The sequence below is a fragment of the Streptomyces sp. NPDC053542 genome (assembly GCF_044544685.1).
GTDB lineage: Bacteria > Actinomycetota > Actinomycetes > Streptomycetales > Streptomycetaceae > Streptomyces.
The window spans coordinates 23819-38769 of the sequence record NZ_JBITXL010000001.1 but is presented as its reverse complement, the minus strand read 5'-3'; the positions used below and the strand labels follow the sequence as shown (position 1 = coordinate 38769).

Annotated in this window: 17 protein-coding genes; 10 read left to right on the top strand and 7 right to left on the bottom strand. The window is 70.9% G+C overall.

Annotated elements, in window-relative coordinates:
- Positions 1-4: 4 nt before the first annotated feature.
- Genes ACIGXO_RS00185 through sbnA form a run of 3 tightly spaced genes read left to right on the top strand, consistent with a single transcriptional unit; the run spans position 5 to position 3118 of the window.
- Complete coding sequence (locus tag ACIGXO_RS00185; RefSeq protein WP_399778423.1) at positions 5-1009, top strand: TauD/TfdA family dioxygenase; 1005 nt, start codon at positions 5-7, stop codon at positions 1007-1009.
- Positions 1006-2076 (top strand): 2,3-diaminopropionate biosynthesis protein SbnB, encoded by a 1071-nt coding sequence (sbnB, locus tag ACIGXO_RS00180; protein WP_399778420.1) that lies wholly within the window; start codon positions 1006-1008, stop codon positions 2074-2076. Before ACIGXO_RS00185 ends, sbnB begins: the two co-directional genes overlap by 4 nt.
- Positions 2077-2128: 52 nt before the next feature.
- Entirely contained in the window at positions 2129-3118 is a 990-nt protein-coding gene (gene sbnA / locus ACIGXO_RS00175) for a 2,3-diaminopropionate biosynthesis protein SbnA (protein ID WP_399778418.1), read from the top strand.
- Between the two features lie 136 nt (positions 3119-3254).
- Here sbnA and ACIGXO_RS00170 read toward each other — a convergent pair whose 3' ends face one another.
- The 4 genes from ACIGXO_RS00170 to ACIGXO_RS00155 form a co-directional block, all read right to left on the bottom strand.
- Complete coding sequence (locus ACIGXO_RS00170; protein WP_399778415.1) at positions 3255-4274, bottom strand: alpha/beta fold hydrolase; 1020 nt, start codon at positions 4272-4274, stop codon at positions 3255-3257.
- Between the two features lie 117 nt (positions 4275-4391).
- The gene (locus ACIGXO_RS00165; RefSeq protein WP_399778412.1) at positions 4392-4718 is read right to left on the bottom strand and encodes an MmcQ/YjbR family DNA-binding protein; all 327 of its coding nucleotides are present in this window, start codon (positions 4716-4718) and stop codon (positions 4392-4394) included.
- Between the two features lie 85 nt (positions 4719-4803).
- Positions 4804-5451 (bottom strand): DUF1524 domain-containing protein, encoded by a 648-nt coding sequence (locus tag ACIGXO_RS00160; RefSeq protein ID WP_399778409.1) that lies wholly within the window; start codon positions 5449-5451, stop codon positions 4804-4806.
- Between the two features lie 171 nt (positions 5452-5622).
- The gene (locus ACIGXO_RS00155) at positions 5623-6198 is read right to left on the bottom strand and encodes an RNA polymerase sigma factor (protein WP_399778406.1); all 576 of its coding nucleotides are present in this window, start codon (positions 6196-6198) and stop codon (positions 5623-5625) included.
- Positions 6199-6365: 167 nt separating this feature from the next.
- Between ACIGXO_RS00155 and ACIGXO_RS00150 the strand changes: the two genes are divergently transcribed.
- Positions 6366-7325: a MerR family transcriptional regulator gene (locus ACIGXO_RS00150; RefSeq protein ID WP_399778403.1), complete on the top strand. Its 960-nt coding sequence runs from the start codon at positions 6366-6368 to the stop codon at positions 7323-7325.
- Between the two features lie 69 nt (positions 7326-7394).
- Here ACIGXO_RS00150 and ACIGXO_RS00145 read toward each other — a convergent pair whose 3' ends face one another.
- A complete protein-coding gene (locus tag ACIGXO_RS00145; protein ID WP_399778401.1) occupies positions 7395-8114 on the bottom strand; it encodes a L,D-transpeptidase family protein in 720 nt (239 codons plus the stop codon).
- 226 nt (positions 8115-8340) lie between these two features.
- On the opposite strand from ACIGXO_RS00145, the gene ACIGXO_RS00140 reads away from it, so the two are divergent.
- From ACIGXO_RS00140 to ACIGXO_RS00125, 4 genes are all read left to right on the top strand, one after another.
- A complete protein-coding gene (locus tag ACIGXO_RS00140) occupies positions 8341-8670 on the top strand; it encodes a PadR family transcriptional regulator (RefSeq protein ID WP_399778398.1) in 330 nt (109 codons plus the stop codon).
- A 118-nt stretch (positions 8671-8788) separates the two neighbouring features.
- Positions 8789-9505: a hypothetical protein gene (locus ACIGXO_RS00135; protein WP_399778395.1), complete on the top strand. Its 717-nt coding sequence runs from the start codon at positions 8789-8791 to the stop codon at positions 9503-9505.
- A 403-nt stretch (positions 9506-9908) separates the two neighbouring features.
- Positions 9909-10802, top strand: coding sequence for a SigB/SigF/SigG family RNA polymerase sigma factor (locus ACIGXO_RS00130; protein WP_399779879.1), 894 nt, complete (start codon positions 9909-9911; stop codon positions 10800-10802).
- 229 nt (positions 10803-11031) lie between these two features.
- A complete protein-coding gene (locus ACIGXO_RS00125) occupies positions 11032-11634 on the top strand; it encodes a dihydrofolate reductase family protein (protein ID WP_399778393.1) in 603 nt (200 codons plus the stop codon).
- Between the two features lie 21 nt (positions 11635-11655).
- Here the strand turns inward: ACIGXO_RS00125 and ACIGXO_RS00120 are convergent, their stop codons facing one another.
- On the bottom strand, positions 11656-12459 hold the full coding sequence (locus tag ACIGXO_RS00120; RefSeq protein WP_399778390.1) for a LysR family transcriptional regulator substrate-binding protein: 804 nt from the start codon (positions 12457-12459) through the stop codon (positions 11656-11658).
- 57 nt (positions 12460-12516) lie between these two features.
- Between ACIGXO_RS00120 and ACIGXO_RS00115 the strand changes: the two genes are divergently transcribed.
- A complete protein-coding gene (locus ACIGXO_RS00115) occupies positions 12517-12915 on the top strand; it encodes a DUF5997 family protein (protein ID WP_399778387.1) in 399 nt (132 codons plus the stop codon).
- Here the strand turns inward: ACIGXO_RS00115 and ACIGXO_RS00110 are convergent.
- Positions 12869-14101, bottom strand: coding sequence for an MFS transporter (locus tag ACIGXO_RS00110; protein ID WP_399778384.1), 1233 nt, complete (start codon positions 14099-14101; stop codon positions 12869-12871). The two genes, ACIGXO_RS00115 and ACIGXO_RS00110, sit on opposite strands and share 47 nt — an antisense overlap.
- A 105-nt stretch (positions 14102-14206) precedes the next feature.
- Between ACIGXO_RS00110 and ACIGXO_RS00105 the strand changes: the two genes are divergently transcribed.
- Entirely contained in the window at positions 14207-14941 is a 735-nt protein-coding gene (locus ACIGXO_RS00105) for a DeoR/GlpR family DNA-binding transcription regulator (RefSeq protein WP_399778381.1), read from the top strand.
- Positions 14942-14951: the final 10 nt, after the last annotated feature.

Here is a 14951-nt window from a genome sequence, read left to right as displayed (position 1 = left end):
GGAAATGTCGTCATTCCCGGCGTCCCTGCTCGACGTGGAACGCCAGCCAGGCAGGCCCCCGATGGTGCGGGCCGAGACCACAGGCGACGCGTCGCGCTGGGTCGCCGAGCACCGGGACGCCCTGCGCGCCGCCGTTGCCGAACACGGCGCGCTGCTCGTCCGCGGCCTGGGCTTACGGGACCCGGCCGGTACCGGGGCCGTCTTCCGGCGGCTGGCCACCGGCCTGCTGAGCGAACAGGAGGCGTTCGCGCCCCGGCGGACCTATCCGGAGGAGGGCGTCTACTCCTCCACCAAATGGCCGCCGAACCAGCAGATGTGCATGCACCACGAGCTGAGTTACACCCTCACCTTCCCCGGCCTGATGATGTTCGCCTGCCTGACCGCGCCGGCCGAGGGCGGGGCCACCGCGGTGGCCGACGCGCCCACCGTGCTCGACGCGCTGCCCACCGACCTGGTGCGGCGCTTCGAGCGGGAGGGCTGGCTGCTCACTCGCAGTTACAACGACGAGATCGGCGCGTCCTGGGAGGAGGCGTTCGGCACCGATGACCGCGGCGTCGTCGAGCGGTACTGCCGCGCGAACGCGATCGCCTTCGAATGGCAGGACGACGGCGGCCTGCGCACCCGCCAGCGCCGCAGCGCCGTGGTACGCCACCCGGTCACCGGCCGGCGCTGCTGGTTCAACCAGATCGCCTTCCTGAACGAATGGACCATGGCGCCCGAGGTGCGCGAGTACCTGGTGGACGTCTACGGCGCCGACGGGCTGCCGTTCAACACACGCTTCGGCGGCGGCGATCCCATCGGAGAGGACATCGTGCAACTGCTCAACGAGGTCTACGAGAAGCACACCGCCCGGGAGCCGTGGCAGGCCGGCGATCTGCTCCTGGTGGACAACATCCGTACCGCGCACAGCAGGGAGCCCTTCGAGGGCCCGCGCGAGGTGCTGGTGGCGATGGCCGACGGGGTGCGGCTGGCCGACTGCGCGCCCACGATCGAGGTGAGCGCCCGATGACCACCATCCACCCCACAGCGGCCGAAACCACCGGCCAGGGACCGAAGCGGGTACCGCCCTTCGCGGTGGTCTCCGGCTCCCAGGTCCAGCGCGCCCTGCGGGGCCGCGAGCGGCAGCTCGTCGACCTGGTCGAGGCCACCTACCGGCTGCACGGCGCCGGCGACACGGTCAACCCGCCGTCGTACTTCCTGCGGTTCCCGGACCGGCCGTCCTCGCGGATCATCGCGCTGCCCGCGTCGGTGGGCGGCGAGGAACCGGTCGACGGCCTGAAATGGATATCCAGCTTTCCCGAGAACGTCGCGGCCGGCATTCCGCGGGCGTCGGCGGTCCTGATCCTCAATGACCACGACACCGGCTACCCGTTCGCCTGCCTGGAGAGCTCGATCATCTCCGCCACCCGCACGGCCGCCTCGGCGGCGTCGGCGGCCGACTGGCTCAGCCGCGGCCGGCCGCGCCCCGTGCGCGTCGGCTTCTTCGGTACGGGCCTCATCGCCCGTTACATCCACACGTTCCTGGCCGCCACCGGCTGGGCGTTCGAGGAGATCGGCGTGCACGACGTGTCCGCCGACAGCGCCGCGGGCTTCCGCACGTACCTCGAACAGTCCGGCTCCGGCGGCCGCATCACCGTCCACGACAGCGCCGAGCAGCTGATCCGCCTGAGCGACCTGGTGATCTTCGCCACCGTCGCGGGCCGGCCGCACGTCAGCGACGTGTCGTGGTTCGCACACCATCCACTGGTGCTGCACGTCTCGCTGCGCGACCTCGCGCCGCAGATCGTGCTCGCCTCGTCCAACATCGTCGACGACGTCGAACACTGCCTAAAGGCCGACACCTCACCCCACCTGGCCGAACAGCTCTCCGGCAGCAGGGACTTCCTGCACGGGACGCTGGCCGAGGTGATGGCGGGGAAGGTGCGGCCGGCGGCGGACCGACCGCTGGTCTTCTCGCCGTTCGGGCTGGGGGTCCTGGACCTGGCGGTCGGCAAGTACGTCTACGACGAGGTGGTCCGCTCGGGGGAGCTGCACGTCATCGACGGCTTCTTCCACGAGTTGCGCCGGTACGGATGAGCGGCCGGGTCCTACGGCCGCACATGGGGGGTCATCAAATGAGGGGGTCATCGTGCCAGTCATATCCGTTCCCCTGGACTTCAATGAGGAAGAGCTCTACGTCGACCTGCGCTCGATCTTCGGACAGCCACTGTTCCTGAAGTGCGAGGGCTTCAACTTCGCCGGGTCGATCAAGCTGAAGGCGGCGGCGGAGATGGTCGAGGCCGCGGAGCGCGAGGGCGCACTGATGCCGGGATCGATCCTGGTGGAATCCTCGTCCGGGAATCTGGGCGTGGCACTCAGCATGATCGCGGCGAGCAAGGGCTACGGGTTCCTGTGCGTGACCGACCCGCGCTGCAACCTGTCGTCCCGGCGGATGATGGAGGCCCTGGGCAGCCAGGTCCACCTCATCGCCGAGCCGGACGCACACGGGGGCTGGCTGGGCGCGCGGATCGATTACGTGCGCGCCCTGTGCGCCTCCGACGACCGGTACGTCTGGCTGAACCAGTACACCAACCCGGGCAACTGGAGGGCGCACTACCGCACCACCGCTCCGGCCATCGCCCGGCAGTTCCCGGACCTGGACGTGCTGTTCGTCGGCGCCGGCACCACCGGCACGCTGATGGGCTGCGCGCGCTACTTCTGGGAGTACCACCGCAGGGTCCGGGTGATCGCCGTCGACAGCGTCGGCTCGGTCACCTTCGGCGGCCCGCCCGGCCGCCGGATGATCCCGGGCCTGGGCACCAGCGTCCGCCCGGCGCTGCTGGACGAGTCCTACGTGGACGAGGTGATCCAGGTGGAGGAGGCCGACACCGTCCGCGCCTGCCACCGCCTGGCCCGCAGCGGATTCCTGTTCGGCGGTTCCACCGGCACGGTGGTCAGCGGCGCGACCGACTGGCTGGCGCGCCACGAGGAGGACCGCGACCTGACGGCGGTGGCGATCGCCCCTGACCTCGGCGAGCGCTACCTCGACACCATCTACCAGACCAACTGGCTGCAGGACCTCTACGGAGAGGAGATCCTCGACGCCGACGAGCTGACGGCCGGCACCCGCTCGGCCTGAGGCATGCGCCATGGGGCGCTGCCGCCGCGCCCACCGGCCCCGCTGCGAACGGGGGTCGGTGGGCGCGGCGTGTGTCGAGGTGCGAACGCGCCGCTCGACGATGCGGTCGCGCGCGCAGCACGTCCCCGGCGCGGCCTCAGTCGCGTGCCGGCAGCTGCGCCAGGAAGTCCAGCAGCGCCGCGTTGACTTCCTCGGGGCGCTCCTGCTGCGTCCAGTGGCCGCAGCCGGGCAGCGTGACATTGGCGTGCAGCCGCGGCAGCAGCTGGTCCAGGGCCGGCAGCAGCCGGTCCATGCCGGGGAACGCCCGGACCAGGTCCCGGTCCCCGGCGACGTACAGCGCGGGTATGTCGATGCCCCGGTCGTGGAAGGGCGCGAGCAGCTCCCAGTTGCGGTCGATGTTCCGGTACCAGTTGAGGCCGCCGGTGAACGCCCGGTCGCCGTGGACCGCGTAGTCGCGCACGAAGGCGTCGATGTCCTCGTCGGTGAGCCAGCCGGGCAACTCCTTCGGCTCCTCCATCGTGTCCAGCACCGAATGGCCCTCGGGGATCACCCACGGCACCGGCGGGTCGGTGAACGGGCTGTCCCCGGAACCGCCGTACAGCAGCCGCCGGAACGTCGACCGCACGTCCCGGGCCAGCTCGGCGTCCGCGACCCCGGGCTCCTGGAAGTACTGCTGATAGAAGCCCTCGCCGAGCTGCGCGCGCAGAGCCGGCAGTGGCGCGGCCGTGCCACGCGGCACCGGCGGCACGCTCAGCCCGGCGACGCCGCGCACCACGTCCGGCCGGAGCATGGCGGTCGTCCAGGCGACCGGCGCGCCCCAGTCGTGCCCGACCACGACCGCCTGCTCCTCACCGAGGGCCCGTATCAGTCCGATCACGTCCCCGGTGAGATGCAGCATCGTGTATGCGGAGATGTCCGTCGGCTGCTCGCTGCGGGCGTACCCGCGCTGGTCGGGGGCGACGACCCGGTACCCGGCCGCCGCCAGCGGCCCGAACTGGTGCCGCCAGGAGTACCACGACTCCGGGAAGCCGTGCAGCAGCAGGACCAGCGGCCCCTGCCCCTGCTCGGCGATGTGCAGCCGGACGCCGTTGACGTCGACGAACCGGTGCTCGACGGAAGGAGCCTCCGGTGAAGGGGTCTCGTCGGAAGGGGCCACCAGTCCTCCTGCACTCGTGTGTACGTGACCTTGAGCCACACCTGATGAACGGTCCGGGGGACGGCCTTGTTCCGCGTTCCGCCTTTTCTGCCGGGGGAGTTGGGGAGCCGCAGCCCGTCAGTCCAGAAGACGGCTCGGTGCGGCCTGGCGCCAGGAGTCCACGACGATGTCCCGCAGCTCGTCCAGGTCCTCCAGCGCGGCCAGCCGCACCCGCACCCAGGCGGAACCCGCCTCGTGCGGCGGCACCCAGAACTTCTCCGGCTCCGCTGCTATCAGCTCCCCCCGCTCCAGCACGGGGCACCGCACGGCGAACGAGGTCTCGTCGTCGGGGAGCGTGAGGTACATCTTCCCGGCGACCCGGAAGGTGGGCATGCTCCAGGCTTCCTTCTCCACCGTCTCCGGCAGGGAGAGGGCGATCCGGCGTACGTCATCGGAGTCGGGCATGGGATCACCGTAAACCGCACCACTGACATCGGCCCGCCGGAACGCCCGACCGGGACAGCCCCTGATCAAGCGGCCGTCGGAGCCGTCAGCACCCGTTGAGTACCGACGACAGCGCACTCTTCTCGGCGGAGTCGACGCTCAGCCCGTAGTAGTACTTCACCTGGACCCAGGCCCGCGCGTAGGTGCACTTGTAGGTGGTGCGGGAAGGCCACCAGGTGGCGGGGTCCTGGTCGCCCTTGGCCTGGTTGACGTTGTCGGTGACGGCGAGCAGCTGCGGCCGCGTGAGGTCGTTCGCCAGGTTCTGCCGCTTGGCGGTGGTCCAGGCGTACGCGCCGGAGTCCCACGCCTCGGCGAGCGGCACGAGGTGGTCGATGTCGACATCGGAGGCGGCCGACCACGTGGCGCCGTCGTAGGGCGAGTACCAGCTGCCGCTGGTCGCGGCACAGGAGGAGTCGGTGACGACATTCGTGCCATCGCGCTTGAGCACCGTCTCGCGGGTGTTGCACGCCCCGCTGATGGTGATCCAGTGCGGGAACAGATCGCGGCTGTACCCGTCCCGCGAATGCTCGGCACTGACGCTGAGCGAAGCCAGATACGAACGGGCGGTGGCGGCGCTTACGGGAGTGGGCAGCGCGGCCTGTGCGGGGACGCTGCTGAAGAGACTCAAAGCGGCGGTGGCGGCGGCCACCACACTGGTGGCGAGGACGCCACGACGCCGAACGGATATGTGCATGACACGCTCCTCGTTCCGAGACGGAAGACGGTATTCCGAGAAGAGCAACTGGGGGAGTGGCGCACTCATAGTGCTCCGCTTCCGTCTATGCGGGTAGACGCCGGAGGTGAAATCTGCGTGACCGCATGGGGTATGGCGGCGGGATGTCCCCGACCGTTGCGGCCCGCCGGGTCAGCTCTTCGGTTCGGCAGCGCCGTTCCGGCTCGGCTCCAGGCCGCGGCGCAACTGGTGCAGTCCTCGCCGGGCGTGGCTCTTGACCGTGCCGAGGGGCCAGCCGGTGCGTTCCGCGATCTGCGCCTGGGTGAGGTCGTCGTAGAAGGCCATGCGCAGCACCTGTTGTTGCGGCTCCGGCAATCGGGCGAGCTCCCGGCTCACCAGTACGCGGTCGAGTGCCTCGTCCGGCCGCCCGGTCGTCTCGTCGGCGTGCGAGAGGGCGGCCGAGCCCGCCGCGACGATCAGCCGGGCCCGGCGCGAGCGTGCCGCCAGCGCGTCCGCGATCTTGTGCCGGGCGATCCCGGTCAGCCACCCGGTGACCGGCCCGCGGCTCGCCCGGTACCGGTGCCGGTCCCGCCACACGGCGAGGAAGACCTGCTGGGTGACGTCCTCGGCCTCCTGCGAGTCGCCCAACGCCCGCCGGGCCAGGCCGAGGACCAGCGGCTGCCAGCGGTGGTACGCGAGGGCCAGGCACGCCTCGCTGCCCGCGGCGAGCCGGCGCATGAGCTCCTCGTCGGTGAGCGAATGGGGCATGACGGCTGCGCCTCCTGGCAGGGCCCGGCGGAAAGGCGGCACCATCGTGAAAACCTTCCTCCGTTCCGGCAACTCGCGTCGTTTGTGCGTCGTATGCTCGATCCGTGGAGCGCGGGCATACAGGACACGCGGACCGGCAGCCGGATGGTCCCGGTACCGGTACCGCGATGACGACAGGCGCCCTCGCCAGGCGCCTCGGTGTCGCGCCCACCACCCTGCGCTCCTGGGACCGGCGTTACGGCCTCGGCCCCGCCGTGCGCCCCGAGGGAGAGCACCGGCGCTGGACACCCCAGGACGTCGCCGTACTGGAGGAGATGTGCCGCCTCACGTCCGCCGGCGTACCCCCGGCCGAGGCAGCCCGTACCGCCAGGAAATGGGCCACGACAGCGAGCCGGCGGGACGAGCGCGACGAGGAGCGGCCCGCGCCCACCGCACTCCCGGCCTCCTCGTGCAGCGCCCTGCGCCCCGGTGACGTGCGTCTGGAGTGCCGGGGCCTCATCCGCGCCGCGACCCGACTCGACGCCCCGGCGATGTCCCGCCGGCTGACGGCCCTCGTCGACACGCACGGACTGGTCACGGCCTGGGACCAGGTGATGGTGCCGACCCTGCACGCCGTCGGCCGTAAATGGGAAACCACGTCCAGCGACCGCTACGTAGAGGCCGAACACCTGCTGTCCTGGCACGTCTCCACCGCGCTTCGCCGTGTCCCCGCACCCCCGACGACGGACGGCACGCCGCTGCTGCTGGCCTGCGTACCGGAGGAGCAGCACACGCTGCCCCTCGAAGCGCTCAACGCCGCGCTCTCCGAACGCGGCCTGCCCACCCGTATGTTCGGCGCGGCAGTACCGATCGACGCACTCGCCGCGGCAGTACGGCGCACCGGGCCCCCGGCAATCGTCCTCTGGTCCCAGGTACGCGGCACCGCCGGCCCGGCCCTCGCCCGGCAGCTGGCCACCACGCAGTGGGGCGTGAGGGGCGCCCGCCGCCAACCCGCCATGCTGCTCTGCGGCCCCGGCTGGGCATCAGCGCCCCCGCAACCGGGAATGCGGCATCCGCTCACCCTGCACGACGCCCTCTCGACCCTCACGCGACTCCGCGAGGCCGACAGCACGGTGCCGGCCAACTAGTCACATCAGCCACCGCATCGTGCCGTCCCCGGCCGGCGACACCGGGACGGGGACGGCGGATGGACAACGTCAGGTGCCGGCCTTGCGCCCGTATACGTACACCTCGTCGCCGGTCTTCAGCAGCTTCCAGTAGCTCTTCGCGTCCGCGGGCCGCATGTTGACGCAGCCGTGCGAGCCCGGTGCCGACCACACGCTGCCGTCGATGGCATGGAACGCCTCGCCGCCGTCGAAGAACTGGCTGTACGGCATGGGCACGTCATACAGCGAGGAGACGTGGTCCTTGTGGCGCCAGTAGACGTGGTGCAGTCCGGTGCGCGTCTCGTGCTTGTTCCGCCCCGTGCGTACCGGCACGGGGCCCTTGACGAGCTTGCGGCCGTCCTGGATCCAGCTGATCTGCCGGGTCAGGTCCACACACGCGATGCGGCCCTTGTTCACGGGGCAGTTGCCCGCCCGGTTGGGGTTCTTCCCCGCGGCGCGCTGCTGCTTCACGAGCTTCATCACGTTCCAGGTGACCGGCCCCGCGTATCCGTACTGCGGATAAATGCCGTGCCCCCGCTGGAAATCCCGGATCGCGCGGCAGTCGCCGGCCGACTGCCTGCCGTCGGCCTTCCGCCCGAGGAACCTCTCGGCCTCTTTCTGGTACGGCCCCTGCAGACCGCCGCACCAGGAGCCGGAGGCGGCATGCGCCGGCGCCGACTGCAGCCCGACCACTAACAGCGGCGACAACAGCCCGGCCGCCGCCGCGTAAACAGCCCCGCGTCTCCCACGGGATATTCGAGTACTCGTCATGGACCACCGCTTTCGTCTCGACGCCGCGCAGGGCGTCCACCAACGGATGAGTGCGCCGCATGAGGCCACGAACACCTCATGAGCCTCTCGAGCCCTCAGATTAGACGCCTATCAGCCACCAAAACCGGTGATTACCGAACATCGGAAGCCGCACCGGTGCCTCACCGGCAGACGACTCTCCGTACTAACTTGCTGTGCAGCATACTTGTACAGCAAGATACTCAGCGTGGCAGTCAACGAAGGGCTTCGGCAGCAATGGTTGCGGGGTGTGCTGGACCTGTGCCTGCTCGCCGTGATCGCACAGCGTCCGACCTATGGCTATGAGATGACGGTGCGTCTGGCCGAGCAGGGCCTGGAGGTCGCCAGCGGTTCGATCTACCCGGCCTTGGCCCGGTTGCGCTCGCGAGGTCTGGTGGACGTGACACGGCGTCCGGGGGAGGGCGGTCCGGTGCGTACCTACTACCACCTCACCGACCTCGGACGGCGTGAACTCGCTGAATGGACCGCGCAATGGGGCGACTTCGCTGCCGGGGTGGGACGCGTACTGCCGTCATGACGCACATGCCTGACGCAGGTGACCCGACGGGATCAGGCTCAGGGTCGAACCCGGACCGGCACCAGGACCGGGGCCCGGACCAAGAATCAAGATCGAAATAAAGACGAGGGTGGGGACAATGGCGCTTGACACAGTGGGGCAGGCACGTCGGGTCTGGAGACGGCTGGGTGTACCGGAGCAGGCTGCGCAGGAGATGGCCGAGGAGCTGAGTGCCGACCTCGCGGCGGCCGCCGCCGACGGTCGCACGGCCGAGGACTACGTCGGCGGCGACATAGCGGCCCTGGCACGCACGTGGGCCGCCGAGCGCGGCCTGATCCGCTCTCGCAAGCGGGTCGGGCGCGTCATCGCCGCCACCGTTCTGGGCGCTCTGCCGGGTGCCTTCATGGCTCTGTTCTTCGTCTTCGCCCCGACGTCGCGGTTCGCCGAGTTCGCCTTCGCGCCCGCCTCGCCCTTGGACAACTGGGCCGTGCGGGCCGTCTCCGTCGGCCCCACGGGATCGCAAATCTGGCTGGGCATGTCCGTGCCCGTCATGCTCGCCCTGTACCTCTTGAGTGCGCTGGCCGCCTACGCAGGCTCACTGGCTGCGGTCTCCGCGGTCCTGCGTCACAGCGCCGATCCGCACCGCCGCCGGACCGTCAAGGCCATCGCCCTGGCCGTCCCTCTCATCGGAATCATCGCCACTCCCGTGGGCGTCGCCCTGGCCGCGGCCCTGAACTTCTCAACAGTCGCTTTCCGCCCCGTCTGTCTGCTGGTCCTGTCCCTGCTCGTACTGGGCGTCGCGCTGGTACGCATACGAGTCGTCACCCGCACCCCGGACACCGTGGCAGCTACCTGAGTTCCAAGGTCTGTTCGGCGACTGCGCTCCTCCCCAGGGAGGGGGCTCGTCCGGCTGCGCCCACCCAGGGAGGAGTGCCTCGTCCGACTGCGGCCGAGAGGATGTGTTTACTGCCCGCGCGGTCGGGCAGGCAGAACATCACGTGCTTCGGACTGTAGGCACGCCCCGTGGGAGAAGTGGCTTCCTGGCGGGCGCGTCTTGCTGGTCGCTGCTCCGCCCACGGGCCCGGCAAGAAGAGTGTCGAGGACCAGGGAGAGCCAGGACCATGCTCAGCACGCCCCCCACGACCACGACCACGGTCACCGAGAACGAGCCCAAGCACGTCCCCGAGAACGAGGTTCTGAACGAGGTACAGGACCAGGACACGCGCCCCGCGGAGGAGTCGGCGGCGGCCGAGACCACCGTGGCGCGGCGCGCCGCCGCCCGCCGTCACGGGGAGACGTCCCGTACTCGCCCGCCGGGCAAGCCCGCCCGCCGGACCCGCCGGCAGCGCGATACGGCCCCCGCCCCGCGCCGTCGCGGACGTCACTCGCACCATGACGCCCCGGACACGGAAGACGACTTCCGCCGCCTGGCCGGCCTGCCCGACGGCCCCGAGCGCGAGGACCTCTCGCAGCGACTGGTCTGCGCCTGGATGCCGATGGCCGAGCGCCTCGCGCTGCGCTTCCGCAACCGCGGGGAGACCGTCGAAGACCTGCAGCAGATCGCGGCCCTGGGCCTGGTGAAGGCGGTCAACGGTTACGACCCGGAACACGGAACCGCCTTCGAGAGCTACGCCATCCCCACCATCACCGGCGAGATCAAGCGCCACTTCCGCGACAACCTGTGGGGAGTGCACGTCCCGCGCCGCGTACAGGAGCTGCGTAACCGGGTACGCACCGCCCGGCAGGAGCTCACCCGCAGCGTGGACGAGCACGGGCCCTCCCACCAGGAGATCGCCGAGCACACCGGGATGACCGAGGAAGAGGTCCGGCTCGGCAGCCAGGCCCTGGAGAGCTTCAGCACGCTCTCCCTGGACGCCGAACTGGCCGGCGCCGACGACGGTTACTCCCTCCAGGACACGCTCGGGGAGACCGAGGCCGGGTTCGACCTGGTCATCGACCGGCAGACGGTCAAGCCCGAACTGGAGGCCCTGCCGGAGCGCGACCGGCAGATCCTCTACATGCGGTTCTTCGGGGACATGACCCAGAGCCGGATAGCCGAACAGTTCGGCATGTCGCAGATGCACGTCTCCCGCCTCATCAGCCGCGCCTGCCGCCGCCTCGCCACCCGTGTCGGCGCTCCGGACCCTCAGTGAGCGGAGGGGTACGGCCTACCGGCGCCCGGTAGGCCGTACCGCCCGGAGCCCGGCCCGGCCCGGCTGTCCGGGCGTTGTCAGTGGTCGCCGCTAGCGTGTTTCCCATGCGCACCCGACCGGCGAATCGTCAGTCGTTCCACCGCCGGCCAGGACGGCCGGCGGCGGGCGCATTGGCGGTCTGCCGACCGGACGCCCGCCATCCACTGCGGAGTTGCGAGGAGCCAGGGAAATGCGAATCGTACTGAGTGACTTCATGAGCCTGGACGGCGTCGTCCAGGCCCCCGGCGGGGAGAAGGAGGACACCGACGGCGGTTTCGCGCACGGCGGGTGGTCCATGCGGTACTTCGACCCGGAGAGCATGGGCCCCGTGATCGACGAAGCCCTGTCGGCCTCGGAGGCGCTGCTGTTCGGGCGGCGCACTTGGCAGGGCATGGCCGCGGCCTGGCCCGAACGGGCCGGGGACCCCTTCGCCGACCGCATGAACGAGATCACCAAGTACGTCGTCTCGGGCACCCTGTCGGCCTCGGACCTGTCGTGGCACAACTCGAACCTGGTGCGTCCCGGTGACCTTCTCGACACCGTCGCCGGTCTGCGTGCCAAGCAGGGCGGCGACGTGCAGGTCATGGGCAGCCCGAGCCTCGCCCGCACGCTGATCGAGAATGATCTGGTCGACGAGTACCGGCTGCTGATCGAGCCGGTGCTCCTCGGCGGCGGCAAGCGGCTTTTCCCGGAAGACGGGCAGGCCCGCCCGCTGGAGCTGGTCTCCGCCACGACCGCGGCGACCGGCGTACAGATCTGCGTCTTCCGCCCCGCGAGCCCCCGCCCGGCGTGACGACCGAGGTCAGGACCGAGGTCACGACCGGCGGCGAGGCTTACCGCGCTTGGCCCCCTTGGCGCCACCGGCCCGCTTCGGGCCGCCGGCGCCCTGGGGGCGGCCGGAACCACTTCGGGGGCTCTTGCCGGCCGACTTACCGGCCGGTTTGCCCGCCGACTTGCCGGCCGCCGGCTTCCGCCGCGCGTCGGCGGGGGCCGCGGCCGGGGCGGAGGCGCGCCCTCGCGTGCTGTTGACCGTCCGCCCGCGGACGATCCCGATGAAGTCCTCCACCTGGTCGGTGGTCCGCTCCTCCGGCCACGACAGCGCCACGGCCGACACGGGAGCGTCCGTGACCGGCCGGTACGTGAGGTCCCGGCGGTGGTGGAGACGGGCGAGCGACTGCGGGACGACGAGGACACCGATGCCCGCCGCCACCAGCTCGATGGCGTCCGCCGTCGTGGCGGGGCGCTCGAACGCGGGCTCTCCCGGCAGGCTCTCCCAGTCGAGGGTGTCATCGAGCGGATGCAGTACGACCTCGTCGGCGAGATCCTCGACGGAGATCTCGTCCGCCGCCGCGATCAGGTGGTCCTTCGGGATCACGACCACCGTGGTCTCGGTGTAGAGCGGGATCGCGCTGAAGTACGTACGGTCGACCGGCAGCCGTACGAAACCCGCGTCCGCGTCGCCGCTCCGCAGTAGGTCGTACGCCTCGGCGGCGGGCACCTGGAGCAGGGTCAGCGGGGTGTCCGGCAGCCGCTCGTTCCAGATCCGCACCCATTTGGCGGGTGTCACTCCTGGGACATAAGCGAGCCGGAACGAAGGGGATGCATCCGAGCCTGTCACCTGGCCAGGTTACCGGGCGTGGTCAAAGGCAGTGCACACGATCGATACCCTTGACACATGACGTCGCACCAGACCACCCAGACGATGAAGCCTGCCACCGCGGCAAAGAAGCTGGGTGTGTACCTCCCCGCCACCCCCGCCGAGTTCCAGGAGGGTGTTGTTTCGCGCGCCGAGCTGAACGCGCTGCAGGCCGATCCGCCCGCGTGGCTGCAGGACCTGCGGCGCAACGGCCCGCACCCCCGGCCCGTGGTCGCGGCGAAGCTGGGCATCTCCATCTCGGGGCTCGCGCGCGGCGGGATCACCGAGGCGCTCACCACGGAGCAGATCGACGCGCTGAAGCAGGAGCTTCCCGAGTGGCTGCAGAAGGAGCGCGCCACGCAGGCCGAGGTCCGGAAGGAAGCCGCCCGGATCAAGGAGAAGAACGCGGAGCGGGCCGCCGCTGAGCCGAAGCAGTAGTCCCAGTCCCGCTCACCGTCATCGGCCCCGGAGTGCGCAGTACGGCTGCGGCGCAGGCGGCGATGGCGCACAGGGCAACGGGCAGGAAAAAGGTGAGGTTGAGCGGGGCGAGGTGGGTCAGCGGCCCGATGACCGCCGGGCCGGCGAGCATGCCGAGGTAGCCGAGGCCGGCGACGCGGGAGACGTTGACGCCGGCCGCGTCCTGGTCGGCGTGGCCCGCGGCGCTGAACAGCTGCGGGATGCAGCCGGAGAGGCCGGCTCCGAAGACGGCCCAGCCCGCCAGGGCGAGCGGGATCCAGGGGGAGAGCGCCGCCACCGCAATACCGAGCGCGGCCAGCGCGGCGCCGTAACGCAGGACGGCCACCGCCCCGAACCGGCCCGCCACGCGGTCGGCGAGCAGCCGGCCGACGGTCATGGTGGTGGAGAAGGCGCCGTACGCGAGCGCCGCGGTGGCCGGCGGCGCGTCCAGTACATCCCGGAGATGCAGCACGCTCCAGTCGTTGGCCACCCCTTCGCAGAGCATGAGCATCAGGGCGAGGGCGGCGAGGAGCCAGATGCGGCGGGGGGTACGGCTGCGGCGCCCGGCCTCCGTACCCTCGGAGATCTCCTTCGTATCAGGAGCCGTACGCACGGACCGCAGTAGCCCGCCCGCGGCCGGTGCGGCGACGGCGAGTCCGAGGACGGCCACCGCGCCGAGCGTCGCGGCGGGGCTCCACCCCCAGCTGAGCGTACGGGCTCCGACCAGCGCCGCGAGGACGCCGCCGATGGAGAAGGTGGCGTGGAAGGCGGACATGACAGGGCGTCCGTAGGCTCGCTCGACCTGGACGGCGTGGGCGTTCATGCTCACGTCCAGGCAGCCGTTGCCGAAACCGAGCAGCAGCAGGGCCGCGCCGAGTGCCCAGACGTTCGTGGCGAGGCCGGGCAGGACGACGGCCGCACTGCACAGGGCCGCGCTGAGCGGCACGACGGTACGGGCGCCGATGCGGTCGGTGAGCGGTCCCGCGAGCTGCATGCCGGCGAAGGCGCCGAGCCCGAGCAGGAGCAGGAGCCAGCCCAGTACCGCGTGACTGATTCCCGCGCGGTGTTCGACGGCGGGGATGTGGACCACCCACATGCCCAGGACGAAGCCGTTCAGAGCGAAGTAGGCAAACGTGGCCAGTCGGCCGTGCCGCAGAGATCTCTCCATCCCGCGAACATAGCGAACAGAAGACGTGTTCGTAAGGTTGAATTACGCACACGATTGCTGTTCTATCGGGATGTGGCAACGACAGCGAGTACAGATCGGCTGAGGATGATCACCGAGGCCGTACGCGAGGCGGGAAGCATCGGCGTCGCCGAGCTGGCCGCCCTGACCGGCGCGTCGGAGATGACGGTGCGCCGCGACCTGGAGGTGCTGGCCGGTCAGGGCGTACTGGAGCGTTACCGGGGCGGGGCGCGCAGCCTCCTGCTGCGTGGCGAGGAACCGCCGTTCGCGCTGCGGGCGCAGGAGGGGCTCACGGTCAAGCGGCGCATCGCCGCCGAGGTCGCCGGCCTGCTCGCCGACGGCGAGTCCGTCGTCCTGGACAGCGGTACGACCTGTCTGGAGGTGGCCCGCGCGGTGGCGGGCCGTCGGCTGACCGTACTGCCGCTGTCCCTGCACGCGGTGAACGCACTGACCGGCGCGCCGCAGCTGACGCTGCTCGTCCCCGGCGGCCGCCCCAGGCCGGGGGAGCTGGCGCTGACCGGGCCTTTGACGGAGGCGTCGCTGTCGGCGTTGCGTTTCGATACGGCGGTGATCGGCTGCTGCGGGCTGAGCGCGGCGCACGGCCTGACCGCGTACGACTTGGACGACGCGGCGGTCAAGCGTGCGGCGATCGCCTCGTCCCGCCGGGTCATCGCGGTGGCGGAGGCGCCGAAGCTGACCCGTACGGCGCTGGCTCTGGTCGCTCCGGCAACTTCGGTGCATGTCGTCGTGACGGACGAGGACGCGGCGGAGGAGGAGACCGATGCGCTGGTGGCGGCGGGGGTGAGCGTGCGGAGGGTGTGAGCCGAGCCGT